The sequence below is a fragment of the Methanosarcina hadiensis genome (assembly GCF_046529725.1).
GTDB lineage: Archaea > Halobacteriota > Methanosarcinia > Methanosarcinales > Methanosarcinaceae > Methanosarcina > Methanosarcina hadiensis.
The window spans coordinates 2505104-2524418 of sequence record NZ_CP136241.1; the positions used below are offsets into that span (position 1 = coordinate 2505104).

Genomic DNA, 19315 nt, shown 5'->3' on the forward strand with positions numbered 1-19315 from the left:
GCTTCCTGAAGTTTACGCTGTACATTTTTATCCTTAAATGGCATATTTTAGTGTAAAGGAGGTTTCTCATGAAACTGATTGTACTTTCCGATACTCATCTTAAAACAGGAGAGATCCCGGGGCAGCTTCAAAGGCTTCTCGAAAACTATGACCTTATCGTCCATGCAGGGGATTTCAGCACTATGGAGGCATATAAAGCCTTTAATGCCAGCGGCAAGCTGAAAGCCGTTGCCGGAAATGATGACAGCGCAGAACTCAAGCAGCTCCTTCCCGAAAGATTGAAATTCGAGGTTGAAGGGGTAAAAATCGGGGTGGTTCATGAAGGAGGGCTCTCAGTAATAGATACAACCGCACAGGGCTATCTGGCAAAAGAAATGGAAGTGGATATCCTGATTTTCGGACACCTGCACCGTCCCCTGATTGAGAGAAAGGATGTAATGCTTATCTGCCCGGGTTCCCCTACAAAACCCAGGATGTCAAATCCAAGTGTAGTGGAACTCGTAATCGAAAGCGGAAATATAGAAGGAAGGGTGCTTACACTTGAAGGAGACAGCTGTGAGTACATCAAATTCCAGGATGCCCTGAAAAAGCAAAAAGAAGAGGGGAATCGTAGATAAAAGGGGCAAAAATATCTTTAGTCTGCCAGGATCCCTAAATATAGATTTAGAGCCTGTTTAATTGAAGAATATTTATTGCCAGAATTCGGGCACATGCCTCGCTAGGCGAGGTCTCCTGAACTGCCCATTCGGTAAACTTCTGGAAATTCACATAGTCTCCAGTTTGAACATTACACCTGTGCCCTGAAGGCTCAGATAGACCTTATCCCCGAACTCGAGAATCTTTTCAACACCAACGTTGCTGTTCCAGTTATACACAAAATCGTAACTTCCCTGCATAGGCTCAAAACCCAGGGACAACAGCCTCTGGTTGACCTCAGACGGGCGCACTCCTTCACTACTAAACCAGACCACAAGATAAGTTTTCACAGGATCATCCCTATACCATTAAAGCAGTTTTTGCATAGGCTCTAATTCAAGCTCGCAATACCAATTTTATATCTGCTTCGTTTATTTATCTAGATTTTGCCTTTACTTCTCTAATTTCATGAAAAGAAGAGAAATTTCTCAGCAAATTAAATTTGGAAAACTATCCGGAAAGAATTCTGAAAAAACAAGAAAAAATAAATAAAGTAAGAAAAATAAATAAAGTAAGAATTGGCAGCAAAATAAAACAAAAAAATGTTCCGGAAAAGTGATCCGGAAAAGTTACAGAATTTATGATCCTGTATTAAAATTGAAAATTCAGGATAAAAATCCCCTGAACTTCCGGTTTTTTAACTGCGATACTTTACTCGGCTGCAAAGCTTAAAGCTTATTACTGCTTTCAAGTACTTTGTTCGGGTATTTTATCAGGCATTATTCATGTATTATTCATGTATTATTTATTATTCAGGTATTTTCTTTAAGGGATTCCAGAGCTTTTTTGACCATTTCGCGGTAAATTTCAGTATCAACGGAATAGTGCTCTTTTGCAAGCCTGGAGTTAGGATCCTCCTGAATTTCAACTGCTTTTATCCTCTCAAGAGTCTGCTTTGCGGTGTCAAGTACCCAGAGGTTCCTTGTCAGTTCATCTACCTGCTGGATAGACTCCGGACGAATTGAGGTCAGGACATTTCCATCGTCTGTGGTATAAGTACTGGTTTTGCCAATCACCGCAACAAAAGCCGGCAGTTCGCATTCAGCAAGGAACTGGGCAGCTTCGGGCTGGTACTGCCCTGCATAGACAAGGAAAGAACCTGTTGGATCCGAAACCCTGCCCCTCCAGTACTCAGAGTCAGTGCCGATATCTTCTTTTTCAATAAGTGTGCCCACAATAAAAATGCGGTTCACTTTCGCCCCCGTGGGGGTAAGGAGGTACTGTGGAGCATACTGGTCGCTTTCATCCTTTGAGGTGAGGTTCGAATCTTTTAATTCCCGCGCAAAAACACGGCGAGCCGCTTCTCTAAAGAAAGCCATTTATTTCACCTCCGGTTGAGCAAGAGGTTCAGTAAGCATTTCATCAAGGAGTTCCCTATCAAGGGAAGTTCTTGGAGTAATCGAATCCACAAGGATATAGCGGTCAAGTTTGTGTCCTGAGACTGTATAATACCTGCCGACAAGCTCATGTTTCAGTTTGTCAAGTACGACTCCGGGATCAAGGGCATCTGCAGCCATTGCAATTGCACTGTCAAGAGAGATCCCCGAAAGCTCTTCGGTAAGTTCCCTGTTAATCAGGGCATCCTGAGTAGAAGTCCCTGAATCGAGAACTGCCTTTATCCTGAGATCATATTCTCCTTTGACCTTCCCGTGTTCTGCACATGCTCCTTTAACAAGAGCTCTTTTGCATTCGGGGCAGCGTTTTATAAGTCCGGACCCGGTCTGGATATCAACCATTGCTCCGAAATATGTAAACATGGAGGTTCTTACTTCAATGTCTTCATCAAGTGCTTCTATGGAACTTGACCTGTTTAGCTGGACCTGAGCCTTGCCGTTCCATTCGCTGACGACTACATTTTTCAGCATGTAGCTTTTGCCTTCTTCCATATCAGGAAGTTCGGAACTTGCCCAGTTAGTGAATTTTATCACTCCGGTCTCATCGCCTATAAGCCCAGCCTGTTCTATAGACTCGTGGGAATTCTCCCAGAGCTGGACAACTTTTCCTTTTACTGTTGCCCACTGGTTCCCGACAAGATCGGCAATTTTCCTGAGTTCGGCTTCCCTTGCAGCAGGAGTGAAATCACCGCCTCCAACTTCTACAGGCTCGGACAGCTTTTCTATGGAACTATTTTTATTAAACTGGACCTGGAATCTCTCATTATATTCCCCGACAACCACGCTCCGGAGAAGATAGCTCTCTCCCTGTTCAAGCGGAGGGAGTTCGGCATTTTTCCAGATAGTAAACTTTATGATCCCTGTCTCATCTCCAAGAAGCCCTACCTGGGATATGGATTCGTGTGTATTTTCCCAGATCTGGACAACCTTTGCTTTAAGGTTTGCCCACTGCCCATTCTCAGTAATATCAGCAATTTTAGTCAGCTGGGGTTCGGCCTGCCTGACATAAAACTCATTTTTAGGAATAGAATATTTTTTCAAAAAGTAGTTTGTTACGCTGCGCTGCGCTTCATTTGAAGGCACTTTAAACTTCTTAATCAGCTCGTCGAGTCTGCTTTCGATGTCCTCAACAGGCACATCGATGCCAAGTTTCATAAACCGGTCTCTAATAGATTCAGCTGTCTGTTTCATGTTTCGTTCTCCTCAAGCCTCATGGTTATCATATTTATTGTGAGGCATTCTAAAATACTGCAGCAGAGAATATAAAGGTAAGTGAAGCGGGGTGAAAGTATTCTCCAGGCAGGGAGCAGTTGACTTTCAGAACCTTATTTACGGTGAACCGCAAACCCGAAAAGTACTTTTTAGATTCAACCCGGCTGGAAGGGATGAATTTATACATTCAGGTAGCCCCGGTTCCCCATAAGAGACTTACTGCTTACTCTGTCTCTGCTTCGGAATTAGCCTCTACTTCTATTGTATACTTTTTTACAGATTGGTTATTTAACAGGTAGATAGTTGACTGAGATGATCAGTACAATTTTTAATCGGTAGAATACAATTCTTAGTCCATAAACACTTTTTTATGATTCTACAGATACGTTAAGATTGTCAGCACTACCCACCGATCTTTCCACAAGGCGCTTTTAAATAGGAAATGTTTCAAGGGTATTGAATATCTCTCGAAATTCCAATAACTTTATAATATTTTTTTCCAAGAACTTTAGAATAGATTGTTTCTTAATATTGATATATTTTGGGATGTAAGGTGTCTTCAGAAGCTGGAAAAATATAAAAAACATTTATATGATACCTGTTATCCGAACTTACAGGGAAATCTATTCCATTATTTCAAGAGGAATCCGTTCCAATACTTCAAGAGGAATCAATTTCACTTTTTTACAATTTATCAAAAATTAGAGAACTGCAGTTACGGAAAAGCCGCAAAATGGGACGGATGTATGGGCTTTCAGGACGTGTGTTACAGAATCTATTATTTTTGCATATAAAACGGTTATGTGATAAAAACAAAAAACCAGGACTTATTTTACATTTTTGTACAGAAAACTTCACTTTGTATATATATTTTTTCCTTTTTGTAAGCCCGGGATTCATTAGTATATTATAGAAAGTGTTTTTAAACACTCTTTATTTATAAGCATTAATGTATATATTTATCCAACATGTTTTGAAGGGAATGTATAAATTCTAAAAAATGTTTTTTAACTCTATGAAAGCTATTATCCTCGCAGCAGGGGAAGGACTGCGATGCAGGCCTCTTACTCTCACTCGTTCCAAAGTCATGCTTCCTGTCGCCAACAGGCCTATCCTAGAACACGTCATATCTTCGCTTGAGAAAAACGGGATCAAAGAGATCATACTGGTTGTCGGGTATGAAAAAGAGCGTATAATGAACTATTTTGAAGACGGGCTTAACTTTAGGGTGAATATATCGTACGTAGAGCAAAAAGCCCAGCTCGGAACAGCACATGCAATCGAACAGGCAAAAAAACTGATAAGCCCTGAAGATTCCGAGTTCATTGTTTTGAACGGGGACAACCTTGTAGAACCAAAAACCATAGCTGATCTCCTTAACAACTATGAAGGCGATGCATGCCTCTTAACCGTAAGAATGGAGGATACGGCAGGTTATGGAGTAGTATTGAAAGAAAAAAAGAGAGTCACCCAGATTCTGGAAAAAAGGCCCGGAGGTTTAAGCCGTCTTGTAAACACCGGAATATATATTTTTACACCACAGATCTTTGAAACCATCGAAAAAACCCCTATATCGGAAAACGGCGAATATGCAATAACCGACACTCTCCAGCTTATGATTGATGAGGGAAAGATGGTTACTTCGGTCCACACGGAATCCAAGTGGCTGGATGCGGTTCATGCATGGGATCTTCTGAAAGCGAATGCAATTGTATTAAACTCCTCCAAAAACCTGGAACAGGCAGGCGAACTTGAGGAAGGAGTAATAATCCGCGGAAAGGTTGCAATCGGGAAAAACACAAAAATCCGTTCAGGGACTTATATCGTAGGACCTGTAGTAATCGGGGAAAACTGTGATATAGGACCTAATGTAGTAATTTTGCCCTCCACTACGATAGGAGATAACGTGTCCGTAAGATCCTTTACCGAAATACAGAACAGCATCATAATGAATGACTGCAGGATTTCTTCCCACGGACAGATTTCGAACTCTATAATCGGAAGCAATAATACCCTTGGTCCTGGTTTTACTTCAGAGGAAAAGGAAAACCTTGAGATAATCCTTAACAGCAAGATCCACAGAGCTCCAAAGCTAGGCACTATAATCGGTGACGACAACCGCATAGGGAGCAGAGTGCTCGTAAAAGCCGGAGTAATGATTGCTGTCAACTGTCAGGTGGAATCTGGAAACACCATTTACAGAGACCTGTCCCGTGATTCGGTGGTTCTCTAAGCTCTTAAGAGGAGATAAAAATGTGTGGAATTGTTGGATATGCAGGGCGAAATGCTGCTGCGCCGGTAATAATAGAATCTCTTAAAAAACTCGAATACAGGGGATACGACTCGGCAGGGATCACTGTCCTTGGCAACGGGATTGAAACGCATAAGGCAGTGGGGAAAATCATAAATCTCGAGTCCGAAGTTCCGAAGAACCTCGGAGGGACTATCGGGGTAGGACACACCCGCTGGGCAACTCACGGCCGCCCAAGCACTGTAAATGCTCACCCCCATAACTCAGCAGGCAACCCCGAAAAGATCTCGCTGGTGCATAACGGAATTATCGAAAATTACATGGCACTAAAAGAGAGGCTTACTGAAGAAGGCTACGTATTCAAGTCCGAAACCGACACCGAGGTAGTTGCACATCTTCTGCATAAACACATCTACGGAAGCCCGAACGGAAAAGAAGCCAGGTATGGACTTATTGAAGGGCTTAGAGAGGCTTTAAAAGAAATTGAGGGGTCATATGCTCTTGCAATAGTTTCTGCGGATGAGCAGGGAAAACTTGTGCTTGCCCGCAAGGACAGCCCTCTGGTCATAGGACTGGGAAAAGGGGAAAACTTTGCCGCATCTGATGTAACTGCTTTTCTGAATTACACAAGGGATGTAATTTTTGTAGATGACTTTGAGACAGCAGTCCTTACCCCTGACAGTGTAGAGGTATTTGACAGAGAAGGAAACCCCAAAGAAAAGAAGATAGAAAAAATAGAATGGGATTTTGAGGCTGCAGAAAAAGCAGGTTATGAACATTTCATGCTGAAAGAAATTCACGAACAGGTCAGCGCAATTCATAATACCCTGGCAGGAAAAGTTTCGGAGCTGGAAGGGGCAATATACTTAAAAGAGCTTAGCCTCAGCGAAGAGGAAATAAAGAAGCTTTCGAGAGTTCAGATTCTGGCCTGCGGAACTTCCTGGCATGCGGGTCTGCTCGGGAAATACCTGTTTGAACAGCTGGCTGGAATCCATTGCGATATTGACATATGCTCCGAATACAGGTACAGAAACCCTGTTATGCATGAAGGAACACTCGCCATTGCAATTACGCAATCAGGAGAGACCGCAGATACACTTGCAGCAGTGCGCGAGATTATGTCTTACAACTGTCCCACCCTTGCAATCACGAATGTTGTCGGAAGCACGATAACAAGGGAGGCAAACAGTGTGCTGTATACGCGTGCAGGCCCTGAGATAGGAGTCGCTGCAACAAAGACCTTCAGTACCCAGCTCATATGCCTTTATCTTCTCGCTGTGAAGTTCGCACTTGTCAGAGGCAAGCTAAGTCCTGATTATGTTAAAAGTTTCATTACGGAGCTCAGAAAAGTCCCTGGAGAGGTTCAGCAAATACTCAACCAGAAGGAACTGGTAAAAGAGTGTGCCGAAGGCTTTGCCCATGCAAACAGTTATTTCTTCCTTGGCAGGCACCTGAGTTACCCGATAGCACTTGAAGGAGCCCTGAAACTCAAAGAGATTTCATACGTGCATGCAGAAGGCTTTGCTGCAGGAGAATTGAAACATGGTCCTATTGCCCTGCTTGACGAAGGGACCCCTGTTGTTGCAATTGCCACAAAAGGGCAGACTTATGAAAAGATGCTCAGCAACATAAAAGAAGTGAAAGCAAGGGACGCTTTCGTGATAGCAGTTGCCAATATCAATGATACTGAGATAGCAAAATATGCGGATGTTGTCCTTAGAGTCCCTCAGAGCGATGAACTTCTGTCTCCGCTTTTAAGTGTAGTTGTGCTTCAATTGCTTGCTTACTACACTGCTCTTGCAAGGGACTGCGCTATTGATAAACCGCGCAACCTCGCAAAGAGTGTTACTGTAGAGTAAAAATGTTAGTGTAGAGTAATAGTAAAGGTTTCAATCTAAGGTTTGGAATCTAAATGAATTAACATAAGAAAACAAGCTTTCAGAATAGAATTGGACTTCATGAGACATGGAGTGGGATTATGAAACTCTTCGGATCTTCAGGAATTAGAGGTATAGTCAACAGGGAAGTTACGCCCGAACTTGCACTGCATGTAGGGCTTGTGCTCGGAAGCCGGAAAAAGACTGCGGTTATCGGGAGGGACCCCAGGGTTTCGGCACCCATGATAGAGCACGCCCTTGTTGCGGGACTGACTGCAGCAGGCTGTGATGTCACCAAGGTGGGGATGGTAACCACTCCGACCCTGGCATATGCAGCAAGAAAATACGAATGTGGAGTAATGGTTACAGCTTCGCACAATCCTTCGGAGTATGTGGGAATAAAGCTGTGGAACCCGGATGGAATGGCTTTTGACTCAGCCCAGCAGGAAGAGATTGAGGAAGCTATCGAAAAAAAAGACTTTTCTATGGTTCCCTGGAACTTAATAGGGAAGATTTCGGAAGATGAAAGTGCAATCAGGGACCACATGCATATGATTGAAGACCTTGTAGGAGATTCAAAGCTGCGTGTGGTTCTTGACTGCGGGTGCGGGGCAGGAAGCACAATCTCTCCTTATCTCCTGCAGGAACTTGGCTGTCAGATAATAACCCTGAATTCCCAGCCTGACGGACATTTCCCGGCAAGAAACCCTGAGCCCAATGACCAGAACCTTTCACTGCTTAAAAAGGCAGTCGTGGAATTCGGAGCCGACCTGGGAATAGCCCATGACGGGGACGCAGACAGGATGATGGCAGTTGATGAAAAGGGCAATTTTGTATCCGGGGACGAACTTCTTGCAATATTCGGGCGTTTTGAGTGTGAGGATGAAAAAGGGTCCGTTGTCGTGCCTGTGGATACCTCCATGATGGTGGACGATTACCTTGAAGGCTCCGAGATCATAAGGACAAGAGTAGGGGACGTTTATGTTGCAGAGGGCATAAAGCAGTGCGGGGCGATCTATGGAGGAGAACCTTCCGGAAGCTGGATTTTCCCGAAGATCTCTTACTGCCCTGACGGCATCTATGCGGCTGCAAAACTTGTTGAGATTGTCGGAGAAAAAAAGCTAAGCGAACTCAGAGCAGAACTTCCTGTATATGATACAAAGAGAGGTGCTCTGGCCTGTCCGAACGAAAAGAAAGCCGAGTTTATGAAAAAGGTAAAAGCAAAGCTGGAACCTCTTGGAAAAGTCCTTGATATTGACGGCATCCGTGTGGAACTTGAAGACGGCTGGGTACTTGTCCGCCCATCAGGCACGGAAGCGAAGGTAAGGATCACTGCAGAAGCCCGCGAAAATGTGGATAAAATTTATGATATGGCAGAAAAAATAGTGAAGGAGGCGCTTAAATGAAAGCTGTTGTCCTTGTGGCAGGCAAAGGCACAAGGATGGAGCCGCTGACTTCAGACTGCCCGAAGGTAATGCTTCAGGTAGCAAACAAACCTGTACTCGAACACATCCTGGACTCAGCCATTGAATCAGGTATTGAAGGCTTCGTCTTCATCACCGGATACCTTGAAGAGCAGATAAAAGCTCATTTCGGGGACGGAAGCAAATGGGGAGTGAGCATTGAGTATGTTCAGCAGAAAGAACAGCTGGGAACCGCAAATGCTATCGGTTATGCAAAAGGGCACGTTGAGGGAGCTTTCCTTGTACTTAATGGAGACATGCTTATCGGGAAGAAGGACTTAAAAGCTCTCCTTTCCAGAAAAGAAGAAGCTGTTATCTGTGTAAAAGAGGTAGAAAATCCCTCTGACTTCGGAGTTCTTGAAACCAGTGATAATAAAGTAATCAGGATAATCGAAAAGCCAAAAAACCCCCCAACAAACCTTGCAAACGCAGGGATTTATCTTTTTAGAGAGTCCATTTTTGGCTTTATTGACAGGACCCAGCCTTCTGTAAGAAAGGAGCTTGAGATAACAGATTCCATCCAGATGCTGATAGACAATGGAGCAGCTGTTGGGTACAGTCCTCTGGAAGACAGCTGGATTGACATTGGGTATCCCTGGGACCTTTTGAAAGCAAACGAGTACCTGTTAAAAACCCTGAAAGGCAGCTGCCAGGGCACTGTCGAGCCAAACGTTACTATCAAAGGAGAAGTCATGATAGGAAAGGGGTCTCTTATTAGGAGTGGGGCTTACATCGAAGGGCCTGCAATAATAGGAGAAAACTGCGATATAGGACCTAACTGTTACATCCGCCCGTCAACAGCATTAGGCAACAGGGTAAGAATAGGAAATGCAGTGGAAGTTAAAAATACTATAGTCATGGAAGGCACTCATGTAGGGCATCTCAGTTATGTAGGGGACAGTGTAATAGGGCGCCGCTGCAATTTCGGAGCAGGCACGAAAGTTGCAAACCTCCGCCACGACGGGAAGAATATAAAAGTAATGTTGAAAGGCAGGATTATCGACTCAGGCAGAAGAAAACTTGGTGTGATTATGGGAGATGATGTGCATACCGGCATTAATACCAGTATAAACATAGGTGTGGTAATGGTAAAAGGAAGGTCCACACTCCCCGGAGAAGTGGTAAAGCACTGAGAATTCTGACCAGATTACGAAAGAGGAATCAAAACGGAATATGAAAAAGGAACCAAGACGGAATATGGAAAAGGAATCAAAGCCCTCCTTTTCCTTATAGAATAAGGAGGGGAAAAATCCTTTTTGTCAATTCTCAGGATTAATTTTGTTAATTTAACTGATTTTATTTGAGTTTTATTTTATTAATTTACTTGTTCTTTATTTGAATTTTTTGTCAATTTAATTGTTTTATATTTGAGTTTATCAGCCTGTTATATGGAAATTTAAACGCTCCAGAGGCTTATGAATACAGCTGCATTATAAGTTTAAATACTGTTTCACGGAAGAAACCCTTTATATCCACAGTAAGAGAACCATCATTAATTTTTTCTACGGATTCCCTCAAAGAATCATCCGCTTCAAGTATCTCTCTTATTGTCGTTTCGTCAGATTCGACAGTTATGGAAGGACCGAACTTTGAATTAGGGTCATTAGGAGTATCATACTTGTAGAATTCACTTACTTCTCCACCTGCCATACGCAGTGTTACGTACAGCATCTTACCGTCATTAAGCTCGATTTTTCCGGCAATTTCTTCACTTCCGACCAGTCTTTTGACGAGTAAGGGAACGTTATCAATGTTGTCATTATAAATCTTCATCTGTGCACTTAATTCGGTATAAAGATCATTCCCAGGACTGGAATTAGCGGAAGTTGTAAAGGTACTGGCTGGTGTAATATCACCTGCACTGGAAGCTACACCTGTGATTTGAGAAAGCAAAAACAAAGTTAAGAATAAACTCAGAATTCTATTTTTACTGCAAGAAACCATAATTGAAAATAAGAAGCAGGAATATAAAAAAGTTCTTAATAGATGTAAAATTCCAAAAAAATAGGAAGATTAGAATGAAAATATTTGTAAAATAGAAATCATGTTTTAACTATTTTTGAAGTGGTTTGTAATAGTTAACTCCTGGCTTATGCATAAGAAGGCCAGCAAGCCCAATACTTATTTTCCAGAGAATAAGTTCCGTTAAGAGATAAACTATTCCCGTATTCGGAACCTTCGGCATATACAGTGACTGATTTCAGAGATAAACAGGAAAAGTAAGCACAGTCAGAGAGCAAAATCAGAACCTTACCAGACATATAAAAGACAGAATTATACATCTGCATTCAGCGGATAAAAAATAATTATTGAACCGGCAGTGAAAAAATAAAATAGAACAAAAAATAAAAATATGCCGGGATAATTTCATCCAGCGGCATGATCAGAGTTTAAGAGAGGGTCTGAATATCTCAGAACAGTACTTGTCGAAGATCTGGTCTTCAATCTGTTCACAGATTTTCTTATAGCTTTTCGACTTTGGGTCGTGCTTGCTCATAGTCTTTTTGACTTCAGCGTTCATTTTGTCAAGAGTTTTCTGGTCAAAACCTTCCGTGTTCTCCATAGTAAACATACAAATCATACTCTGGAACTAAATTAGATGCTTAAGCTTTTTTTAAGTTGTTCAAATTTCTACGTAGTAGAATACAATACAAATATGTTAATTGGTTGTATACCGGTAATCAATTACCAGCTTTAGTATTTGGAAAATATTTTTAATTTGATAATTAAAATATTTATATTATTGCTCTAATATATATTAGAGCTCTAATATATTAGCTTTCCCTTTGATCAATTTCATCAGTAGATTAAATGAATAGATCAGGGGAATATACAAAGAACTCGTTATGGAAACCTTATTACTCAAATAGGACTCGTCAAGGCCTGCATATCGTTTGTTCAATTAGATTTAAGACAATAAGGTCTTTCTTCGTACTCCTATAAATATTTTACATTAATTGACATTAATTGGGTATGCTTCAGAATGTACATCTGTAAATTATTATTTCAATATATAACAGTTACCTGTAAATCTATACTAATTTGCAGATAATCCGCAGGAAAGTATATCCAGAAAAACCGGTTTTCACAAAAAGATTTCTTTTTTAGGGAGTTCGGAGAAGTCTTTCGCAATCGAATCTATGGGTTGGGTCATGGGTTAATTATATTAGCCCCTCAGATTACTATAGGTATAGAAAAGTATTCGAGTTGATAACAAAGTGCGACCAGTCTCACAAAGAGTGAACGCGAAAAAGACTCATGAGAACAATACCGAATTTGGGAAGTCCACATCAGAACTTCTTATCCTGAAGCCTGAAGGTTACCCCCTCAGCGGCATGATGGAGGAATATCCGGTTATTGAAAACAGGGATGTCTTTGAGTTTTATGCACGGGAACAGTGGAGCGGATATGTCGCCCGCAAAGGGGAGTACCTCTTTGACAGGAGGATGTTCCCTGACTTTGCATACCGAATTATAGATGTCGAACCTGCAGAATCCATTATAGGCAGCTCAACATCAATTATCGTAACGGAAGAGGAAACAGGGATTTCTGCCTCTTCGGAAATAAAAAGTGATGTCTCATTCGAAGACGTCATAGGGCAGGAACTTGCAAAACAGAAGTGCAGGCTGATCGAACGCTTCCTGGAAGAGCCTGAACGCTTCGGAAAATGGGCGCCAAGAAACATCCTGTTCTTCGGGCCCTCAGGCACAGGAAAAACCATGCTTGCAAAAGCCCTTGCAAACAAGACCGATGTACCTATTATTCCTGTCAAGGCCACTCAGCTAATAGGGGAATATGTAGGGGACGGAGCCCGCCAGATACACCAGCTCTATGACCGCGCAGAAGAAACTGCTCCCTGCATAATCTTCATCGACGAACTTGATGCCATAGCCCTCGACAGAAGGTTCCAGGAGCTAAGAGGAGACGTTAGCGAAATCGTAAATGCCCTACTGACAGAAATGGACGGGATTGTTGAGCGCGACGGAGTATGCACCATCTGTTCAACAAACCGGATCAATTCCCTGGACTCTGCAGTAAGGAGCAGGTTCGAAGAAGAGATCGAGTTTATCCTGCCAGGTGAAGAGGAAATAATTCATATCCTGGAGTCGAATGTGAAAACTTTCCCCCTGAATGTAGAGGAATGTGATTTTCAGGCGCTTGCAAAGAAGGCTAAAGGACTCTCGGGCAGGGATATTGTTGAAAAGATCCTTAAAACTGCCCTTCATCAGGCAATCATTGAAGACAGGGAAACCGTTACAGGTAAAGACTTTGAAAAAGCCCTTGCGAGACTGGGCAGGAAAGATTTTACTCCGGACCCGACTCACCTGTACGTATAACTGGAAATTTAAGAAAAAACTAAGAATTAAGAGAAAAACTAAGAATTAAGAGAGAACTAAGAATTAAGAGAGAACTAAGAATTAAGAGAAAAACTAAGAATTAAGAGAAAAACTAAGAATTAAGAGAGAACTAAGAATTAAGAGAAAAACTAAGAATTAAGAGAAAAACTAAGAATTAAGGTAACTATTCAGCCTCTCCAAACGAGTCAAACGATATTAATTTTGACGAAACAAAGGAGTCAGAGAATTAACCAATGAGAATTGAAAAAACGAAATCAGTCAGCGACAATCAGAAAAAATCAATCCATTTAAATATATCAATTGAACTTGAATGAAGATGGCAATTGATGTCGTTTTACATAGGCTGAATAGTTACGAATTAAGAGAATTAAAACAATCAAAAAGAAAGTGCCTCTTAACTTCTCTCTTAAAATGTCCCTTTTCTCTTAAATGTTCCATTTCTATTGAACATTCGAGGCACTCTTCCTGTTAATTATCTTGTTGTAAAGGTTCTAAGAAAATTAAGTAAACTTTCCTGTTGAAGCCTCTGGGATAGCTTTATGTACAGAAATCGTTATTTTCTATCAGAAACCGTATTTGAGTAAAGTCTCAGCCATACCCGAAACAAAATTTAAAAGGGATTCCCATGAATGAAATACGTGAAGTAGATCGATTTAAGTGCAGGATATTAAGCGTGGTCAAGAACCTTGCCTGGAAAGGTGTGACAGTAGAAGAAATAAGTACAAAAGGGAGAGTATATTTCAGCAGGGTTAACGGGGAAACCGAAATTAATCCCGGAGATATATTCTATCTTGGAGTCAAACCGGTTTACGAAGTCGAAGGCAAGACAATGACGGTTACGCTCTATGACGCCGAGGACAAAAAACTCGACTGGACGCTTGTCTGAACAGCCGGATACGAAAACTGCGAAATATTGAAACCCACTCCGGATGAAGTCTTGTCTGCAGGCTCAGAATAAAAGGAGAGATTTAATTTATTTTTAATTTACTTAATTTATTTTTTAAACCCGCTTTAAAAAGTTATTTATAAATTTTCAAACTCTGCTTTAAAAAAGTAATTTGTAAAAACTATTTGAAAATCTCTCAGTAGGAAGTCTCAATCAGGCCGATAAGGCACCTCAAGTTCCATCAGATCTTCGGCTACGATAACGTTTTCAAATACTTTTTTCGAGTCTTTTAAAATGGGTTCCACATCATCAGTGTAACGTGAACTGACGTGAGTAAGGACCAGTTTCCTGACTCCGGCTTCTTTTGCAAGAGCTGCAACCTCTCCTGCTGTAGAATGCATGGACTCACCAGCCCAGTCTGCCATCTCATCTGCAAAGCTCCCGTCATGAATCAGGATGTCTGCATCCCTGCTGGCTTCAAGCACCTCTTCGCAGGGCCTGGTATCTCCGGTGTATATAACTTTCCTGCCAGGTCTTGGAGCTCCAACAACTTCTTCGGGCATTATGATCTTTCCGTCCACTTCTACGGGACTGCCTTTCTGCAGTTTCGCAAAAAGGGGGCCGGGAGGTACTCCAAGCCCTACTGCCCTTGCCCTGTTAAAACGCCCCGGGCGGGGGTTTTCAATAAGGGCATAACCAAGGCTTGGGATACTGTGCTCGGTTCTCAGGGCCCGGACCACATAATCTTTCCCTTCCACAATGTCTCCTGGGCTCAGCTCCACACCCCGGACTTCATATTTAAGATTACAATAGCCAAGGATTTTAAAAAACTCGGTAAACTCTTTTGTGCCTTCAGGCCCGTAGATTGTCAATGGCTCTTTCCTGCCCAGGAAGGACATGGTTTGAATAAGGCCAGGTATCCCAAGAAAATGGTCAGCATGAAAATGGCTGATGAAAATAGAAGACAGGCTCATCATTCCTGTCTTTGCCCGCATCATCTGCTGCTGGGTGCCTTCTCCGCAATCAAAAAGAAGAAGTTCCCCTTTAAAGTTTATAATCACAGCAGACGGGTTTCTGTTGCGGGTAGGGAGAGAGCCTCCGGTGCCAAGGAAAATAATACGAAGCATGATGAACTCACTGTTTTAAACTCATGATTTATAATGAATACTGATACGAATACTAATTATGAGACCACTCATTGTGATGGACTGGCTGATTATAAAGGATTCACTAATTACATCAGAGGTATTTATTGATTCCTACTCGCCCTGCTGCTCCATTTAAAAACTGACAGCAAACGAGTATGTTCAGACGAGTGTGTTAGAAAACTTAAGCATAAAAGTATAAGATTATATATATAGAATTTGCGCAATAAAACTATAGAAAGATGGGATATTATTTATTATAAAAGCTCTTTAAACCCTACAGATTTACGTTTCTGTCAAACCTCTCTTCCTGGAAGATGGCTTTCCCGGAATAAAATACTCTGTAATGGAACCTCTCTATTCAGGCACGAGCCATCTGTCCGGATATGAATGAAGAGGACAGCTTATCACAATTATAAATGAAAAAAGGAACCGTTGTCATATGTCAGGAAATTATGGAAAAGTATATCTTGTGGGTTCTGGTCCAGGCGACCCTGAGCTCCTGACCCTTAAAGCCCGCCGGCTGATTGACAGTGCTGAAGTCGTAATCTATGACCAGCTTCCGGGAAAAGCAATTCTGAGCTCAATGCCTGAGTCTGCAGAGAAGATTGATGTGGGGAAATATGCGGGCAGCCACACCATGACCCAGTCCGAGATCAACGAAGTGCTTGTGCAGAAGGCAAAAGAAGGCAAAATAGTAGTCCGCCTGAAAGGAGGAGACCCGTATGTATTCGGAAGGGGAGGAGAAGAAGCTGAGGTGCTTGTAGCAGAAGGCATAGAATTCGAAGTCGTGCCCGGAATTACTTCTGCAATTGCAGTGCCTGCATATGCCGGAATTCCCGTAACCCACAGGGAAAGCACTTCAATGGTTACTTTCATAACCGGGCACGAAGACCCTACAAAAGAAGAGAGCGGGCTTGACTGGAAAACACTGGCAAAATTCAACGGAACCATTGTGATCTTTATGGGCGTAAAGATGCTCAGACGGAACACCGAAGAGCTCATAAAACACGGCAAGGACCCCAAAACCCCTGTTGCAGTCATAGAAAGGGGGACCCGCCCTGACCAGAGGGTAACCGTAGGAACCCTTGAAAATATCGCGGACCTGGCAGAAGAGAGAAAAGTGAAAGCACCTGCCATCACTGTTGTTGGAGATGTCGTTAACCTGCACGCCATCCTCGGAGAACAGATTATCGGAACGGAGTTTTAATCCGCGAATTAACGGAGTAGGGAACATGTCAGAAGAAAAAATTCCCGTGCTTGCAATAATGAGACCTGAGAGTTACCGCGAGAAATCCGAGGCAATTGCCAGAGAGTTCGGCTTTGAGCCATTATATGCTCCAATGATAAAGCTTGAGGGCATAAAAGATGACGGATTCGAGCCCTTTATGCAGAGAGTTATTGACGGAATCTCGGATTACGTTGTTTTCACAAGCGCAAACGGGATAACTTTTACGCTGGACAAACTCTCGGATGCAGAAAAAGAGAACTTCATCGAAGCCCTGAAAAAAGCCAGATTAATAGCAATCGGCCCTAACACGGAAAAAGAGCTTGTAAAAATAGGAATTGAAAATTCCTTCCTGCCTGCGGACTACAGCTCCGAGGGAATTGTAGAAGCTCTCTGCCCGGAAGTAAAAGGAAAAATTGTCGACCTTGCCAGAAGTGCTTATGGGGCAAAAGTCCTGATAGAGGGCCTTGAAAATTGCGGGGCAACAGTTTACGAGACCCATGTGTACACCCTCAGCATCCCTGAAGGTGCAGCCCAGAAAGAGCTCATAGAACGCACCCTTGCAGGAGATGTTGATGCTTTTGCCTTTACAAGCTCCATGATGGTCAGGGGTTTTATGAGGCATGCGGAGAGACTGGGAGCGGGAGAAAACGTAAAAGAAGCTCTAAGCAAGGCTGTTGTGGGTGCAATCGGAACTCCTACAGGAAATACCCTGAAAAAATACGGAGTCGATGCAGATGTAATTCCTGGTGAGTTCACATTTGAAGCACTGATAAAGGCTATGAAGAAAGAGCTCTGATAAGCCGGCTCCGAAGCCAGTTAAAAAGTACTTGCCAGTTAAGAAACAATATTAAAAGAAACAATATTAAAAGAAACAATATTAAAAGAAACAATATTAATATTCTAAAGAACAACCCTGTTCTGAAAACAATCTCACTTCTAAGGATCAATATGATAGGCATTTCAAAACTTTACTGCGGAACTGTTGAGCCTTCTGACGCCCTTCGCTATGGAAGGGACTCAAAGAGGCTTCCCTCTCACCTGCTGCAGTTTTCAAAAGATAAAAAGCCGGTTGTGGTCTGGAACATGACCCGCCGCTGCAACCTGAAGTGTGTCCACTGCTATGCTCAGGCAAAGGACATTGAGTTTAAAGATGAGCTTTCGACTGAAGAGGGGAAAGCTCTTATCGATGACCTTGCAGCCTTTGGCTCTCCGGTTATGCTCTTTTCGGGAGGCGAGCCCACAATGCGGAAAGACCTCCCCGAACTTGCAGCATATGCCCGTGAAAAAGGAATGAGGGCGGTAATCTCAACAAACGGGACCCTCATTGATAAAGAGCTGGCAAAAAAGCTGAAAGAGGTAGGACTTTCTTACGTAGGGATCTCCCTTGACGGCATAAGAGAGACAAACGACAGATTCAGGGGCATGCCCGGAGCTTTTGATGCAGCTCTAAGGGGCCTGCACAACTGCCAGGAAGAAGGCATAAAAGTAGGGCTCCGTTTCACAATTAACAAGCAAAATGTCAGGGATATCCCTGCAATCTTTGACCTGCTCGAGAAAGAAAATATCCCGAGGATCTGCTTCTATCACCTTGTCTACGCAGGCAGGGGTTCAAAAATGGTGGACGAAGACCTCTCCCTTGAAGAGTCCAGGCAGGCTGTGGACCTGATTATGCAAAGGACAAAGGAACTTCACGAAAAAGGCTTCCCTGCAGAAGTCCTTACCGTGGACAACCACTGCGACGGACCCTACATCTACCTGAAAATGCTGAAAGAAAACCCTGAAAGGGCTGCCGAGATTTTCGAGCTTCTTTCTATGAACCAGGGCAATTCTTCAGGAATAGGAATCGGATGCGTGTCCTGGGACGGCTCTGTTCACGCCGACCAGTTCTGGAGGCACTACTCTTTCGGAAACGTGCGGGAGAGACCTTTCAGCGAGATCTGGACCGACCTGAGTGACGAGCTTATGGCAGGGCTCAAGTACAGAAAGCCCCTTATCCAGGCTAACGGAGACCGCTGTGCAAAGTGCAAATGGTTTGATGTCTGCAACGGAAACTTCAGAGTACGAGCCGAAGCCGTATACGGAAACGTCTGGACAGATGACCCTGCATGCTATCTCACAAAAGAAGAAATCGGATACGATGAAGCCTGAAAACAATTCAGGCTTATTTTTTTAGTTTTTTCTTATTCTTTTACTCTTCTCGGGTTTTCTGTGGTTTTTCTTTATCTTTAACCTTCGGCTTTCCTGTACCAAACTGAATATCGTCAAGAAACACTTCGTTTGGCCTGAGAAAACTTTTTTCTATCCTCCGAACCGCCTTTAAATCCAAACATAAACATAGACCCCCTCACCAGCTTTTCTGACGCCCTTTCATAGAAAGAAATGCTCAATATAGCTAATGACGCTTCATGAGTCAAAATAAATATCATCCACCCCAGAAATGGCTTTAGAATTCACATGAAATCGAAAAATTCCGCCAGCTTGTCTGGCGGCTCTGCACAAAAAGCAGAAAGAAGTAGAAAGAATAAATTTGAAAATTAACAAAACAATAAAACAAAATTATGATGGTATTTTCGAAGTTTAATTGAATAAGGTTTCATTAGCCCCTTTAGTCTTATTTTTTGTTTGTTTTTCTGGACTTTTGTTAGTCTTTATTGATTCATTTATCTTCTGTACTCTCTGGTGATTAATTTTAACTTTTGTTTTTCTATTTTATTGCGTTCTGGACTTTCCGCTTTCCTCCGTCGAGCGTGACAGGAAAGGTTCGATAAAGCGAATGACGTTGCATGGGGTAAAGATACTTCC

At 42.6% G+C, this 19315-nt stretch carries 16 protein-coding genes; 10 read left to right on the forward strand and 6 right to left on the reverse strand.

The features are described 5' to 3' along the window. Nucleotides 1-68: 68 nt before the first annotated feature. Complete coding sequence (locus RSJ42_RS10555; RefSeq protein ID WP_410507253.1) at nt 69-617, forward strand: metallophosphoesterase; 549 nt, start codon at nt 69-71, stop codon at nt 615-617. A gap of 147 nt (nt 618-764) precedes the next feature. Here RSJ42_RS10555 and RSJ42_RS10560 read toward each other — a convergent pair whose 3' ends face one another. From RSJ42_RS10560 to RSJ42_RS10570, 3 genes are all read right to left on the reverse strand, one after another. After that, the gene (locus RSJ42_RS10560; protein ID WP_011032245.1) at nt 765-986 is read right to left on the reverse strand and encodes a hypothetical protein; all 222 of its coding nucleotides are present in this window, start codon (nt 984-986) and stop codon (nt 765-767) included. A gap of 462 nt (nt 987-1448) precedes the next feature. Beyond that, nucleotides 1449-2015 carry an RPA family protein gene (locus tag RSJ42_RS10565; protein WP_410507254.1) on the reverse strand — a complete coding sequence of 189 codons (567 nt, stop codon included), beginning with the start codon at nt 2013-2015 and terminating at the stop codon, nt 1449-1451. Further along, nucleotides 2016-3281, reverse strand: coding sequence for a replication protein A (locus RSJ42_RS10570; RefSeq protein ID WP_410507255.1), 1266 nt, complete (start codon nt 3279-3281; stop codon nt 2016-2018). It abuts the gene before it with no gap. 1036 nt (nt 3282-4317) lie between these two features. Here RSJ42_RS10570 and glmU (RSJ42_RS10575) point away from each other — a divergent pair. The 4 genes from glmU (RSJ42_RS10575) to glmU (RSJ42_RS10590) all read left to right on the forward strand — a co-directional run bounded on the left by glmU (RSJ42_RS10575) (nt 4318) and on the right by glmU (RSJ42_RS10590) (nt 10026). Further along, on the forward strand, nt 4318-5535 hold the full coding sequence (gene glmU / locus RSJ42_RS10575; RefSeq protein ID WP_410507256.1) for a bifunctional sugar-1-phosphate nucleotidylyltransferase/acetyltransferase: 1218 nt from the start codon (nt 4318-4320) through the stop codon (nt 5533-5535). Nucleotides 5536-5555: 20 nt separating this feature from the next. Beyond that, a complete protein-coding gene (glmS, locus tag RSJ42_RS10580; protein ID WP_410507257.1) occupies nt 5556-7412 on the forward strand; it encodes a glutamine--fructose-6-phosphate transaminase (isomerizing) in 1857 nt (618 codons plus the stop codon). Nucleotides 7413-7531: 119 nt separating this feature from the next. Continuing rightward, entirely contained in the window at nt 7532-8836 is a 1305-nt protein-coding gene (glmM, locus tag RSJ42_RS10585; protein ID WP_410507258.1) for a phosphoglucosamine mutase, read from the forward strand. Then, nucleotides 8833-10026: a bifunctional sugar-1-phosphate nucleotidylyltransferase/acetyltransferase gene (glmU, locus tag RSJ42_RS10590; protein WP_410507259.1), complete on the forward strand. Its 1194-nt coding sequence runs from the start codon at nt 8833-8835 to the stop codon at nt 10024-10026. The genes glmM and glmU (RSJ42_RS10590) overlap by 4 nt, the downstream gene beginning before the upstream one ends. A 280-nt stretch (nt 10027-10306) precedes the next feature. Here glmU (RSJ42_RS10590) and RSJ42_RS10595 read toward each other — a convergent pair whose 3' ends face one another. Together RSJ42_RS10595 and RSJ42_RS10600 are read right to left on the reverse strand one after the other, a co-directional pair. After that, nucleotides 10307-10786, reverse strand: coding sequence for a hypothetical protein (locus tag RSJ42_RS10595; protein ID WP_410507260.1), 480 nt, complete (start codon nt 10784-10786; stop codon nt 10307-10309). A 490-nt stretch (nt 10787-11276) separates the two neighbouring features. Next, complete coding sequence (locus RSJ42_RS10600; RefSeq protein ID WP_410507261.1) at nt 11277-11465, reverse strand: hypothetical protein; 189 nt, start codon at nt 11463-11465, stop codon at nt 11277-11279. Nucleotides 11466-12111: 646 nt separating this feature from the next. On the opposite strand from RSJ42_RS10600, the gene RSJ42_RS10605 reads away from it, so the two are divergent. After that, nucleotides 12112-13230 (forward strand): AAA family ATPase, encoded by a 1119-nt coding sequence (locus RSJ42_RS10605; RefSeq protein WP_410507262.1) that lies wholly within the window; start codon nt 12112-12114, stop codon nt 13228-13230. A 646-nt stretch (nt 13231-13876) separates the two neighbouring features. After that, complete coding sequence (locus RSJ42_RS10610) at nt 13877-14137, forward strand: hypothetical protein (RefSeq protein ID WP_410507263.1); 261 nt, start codon at nt 13877-13879, stop codon at nt 14135-14137. A gap of 209 nt (nt 14138-14346) precedes the next feature. On the opposite strand, the gene RSJ42_RS10615 is transcribed toward RSJ42_RS10610, so the two are convergent. After that, nucleotides 14347-15264: a ribonuclease Z gene (locus RSJ42_RS10615; RefSeq protein WP_410507264.1), complete on the reverse strand. Its 918-nt coding sequence runs from the start codon at nt 15262-15264 to the stop codon at nt 14347-14349. Nucleotides 15265-15724: 460 nt separating this feature from the next. Here RSJ42_RS10615 and cobA point away from each other — a divergent pair, with 460 nt between their 5' ends. The 3 genes from cobA (at nt 15725) to ahbC (ending at nt 18661) form a co-directional block, all read left to right on the forward strand. Continuing rightward, a complete protein-coding gene (gene cobA / locus RSJ42_RS10620; protein WP_410507265.1) occupies nt 15725-16492 on the forward strand; it encodes a uroporphyrinogen-III C-methyltransferase in 768 nt (255 codons plus the stop codon). 25 nt (nt 16493-16517) lie between these two features. Next, nucleotides 16518-17309 carry a uroporphyrinogen-III synthase gene (locus RSJ42_RS10625; RefSeq protein ID WP_410507266.1) on the forward strand — a complete coding sequence of 264 codons (792 nt, stop codon included), beginning with the start codon at nt 16518-16520 and terminating at the stop codon, nt 17307-17309. Nucleotides 17310-17461: 152 nt separating this feature from the next. After that, nucleotides 17462-18661, forward strand: a complete 1200-nt coding sequence (ahbC, locus tag RSJ42_RS10630; RefSeq protein WP_410507267.1) for a 12,18-didecarboxysiroheme deacetylase — start codon at nt 17462-17464, stop codon at nt 18659-18661. Nucleotides 18662-19315 lie beyond the last annotated feature (654 nt).

Coding starts and splice junctions, on each gene's coding strand:
- RSJ42_RS10555 (WP_410507253.1), top strand. CDS start 69: ATGAAACTGATTGTACTTTCCGATACTCATCTTAAAACAGGAGAGATC.
- RSJ42_RS10565 (WP_410507254.1), bottom strand. CDS start 2,015: ATGGCTTTCTTTAGAGAAGCGGCTCGCCGTGTTTTTGCGCGGGAATTA.
- RSJ42_RS10570 (WP_410507255.1), bottom strand. CDS start 3,281: ATGAAACAGACAGCTGAATCTATTAGAGACCGGTTTATGAAACTTGGC.
- glmU (WP_410507256.1), top strand. CDS start 4,318: ATGAAAGCTATTATCCTCGCAGCAGGGGAAGGACTGCGATGCAGGCCT.
- glmS (WP_410507257.1), top strand. CDS start 5,556: ATGTGTGGAATTGTTGGATATGCAGGGCGAAATGCTGCTGCGCCGGTA.
- glmM (WP_410507258.1), top strand. CDS start 7,532: ATGAAACTCTTCGGATCTTCAGGAATTAGAGGTATAGTCAACAGGGAA.
- glmU (WP_410507259.1), top strand. CDS start 8,833: ATGAAAGCTGTTGTCCTTGTGGCAGGCAAAGGCACAAGGATGGAGCCG.
- RSJ42_RS10600 (WP_410507261.1), bottom strand. CDS start 11,465: ATGTTTACTATGGAGAACACGGAAGGTTTTGACCAGAAAACTCTTGAC.
- RSJ42_RS10610 (WP_410507263.1), top strand. CDS start 13,877: ATGAATGAAATACGTGAAGTAGATCGATTTAAGTGCAGGATATTAAGC.
- RSJ42_RS10615 (WP_410507264.1), bottom strand. CDS start 15,264: ATGCTTCGTATTATTTTCCTTGGCACCGGAGGCTCTCTCCCTACCCGC.
- cobA (WP_410507265.1), top strand. CDS start 15,725: ATGTCAGGAAATTATGGAAAAGTATATCTTGTGGGTTCTGGTCCAGGC.
- RSJ42_RS10625 (WP_410507266.1), top strand. CDS start 16,518: ATGTCAGAAGAAAAAATTCCCGTGCTTGCAATAATGAGACCTGAGAGT.
- ahbC (WP_410507267.1), top strand. CDS start 17,462: ATGATAGGCATTTCAAAACTTTACTGCGGAACTGTTGAGCCTTCTGAC.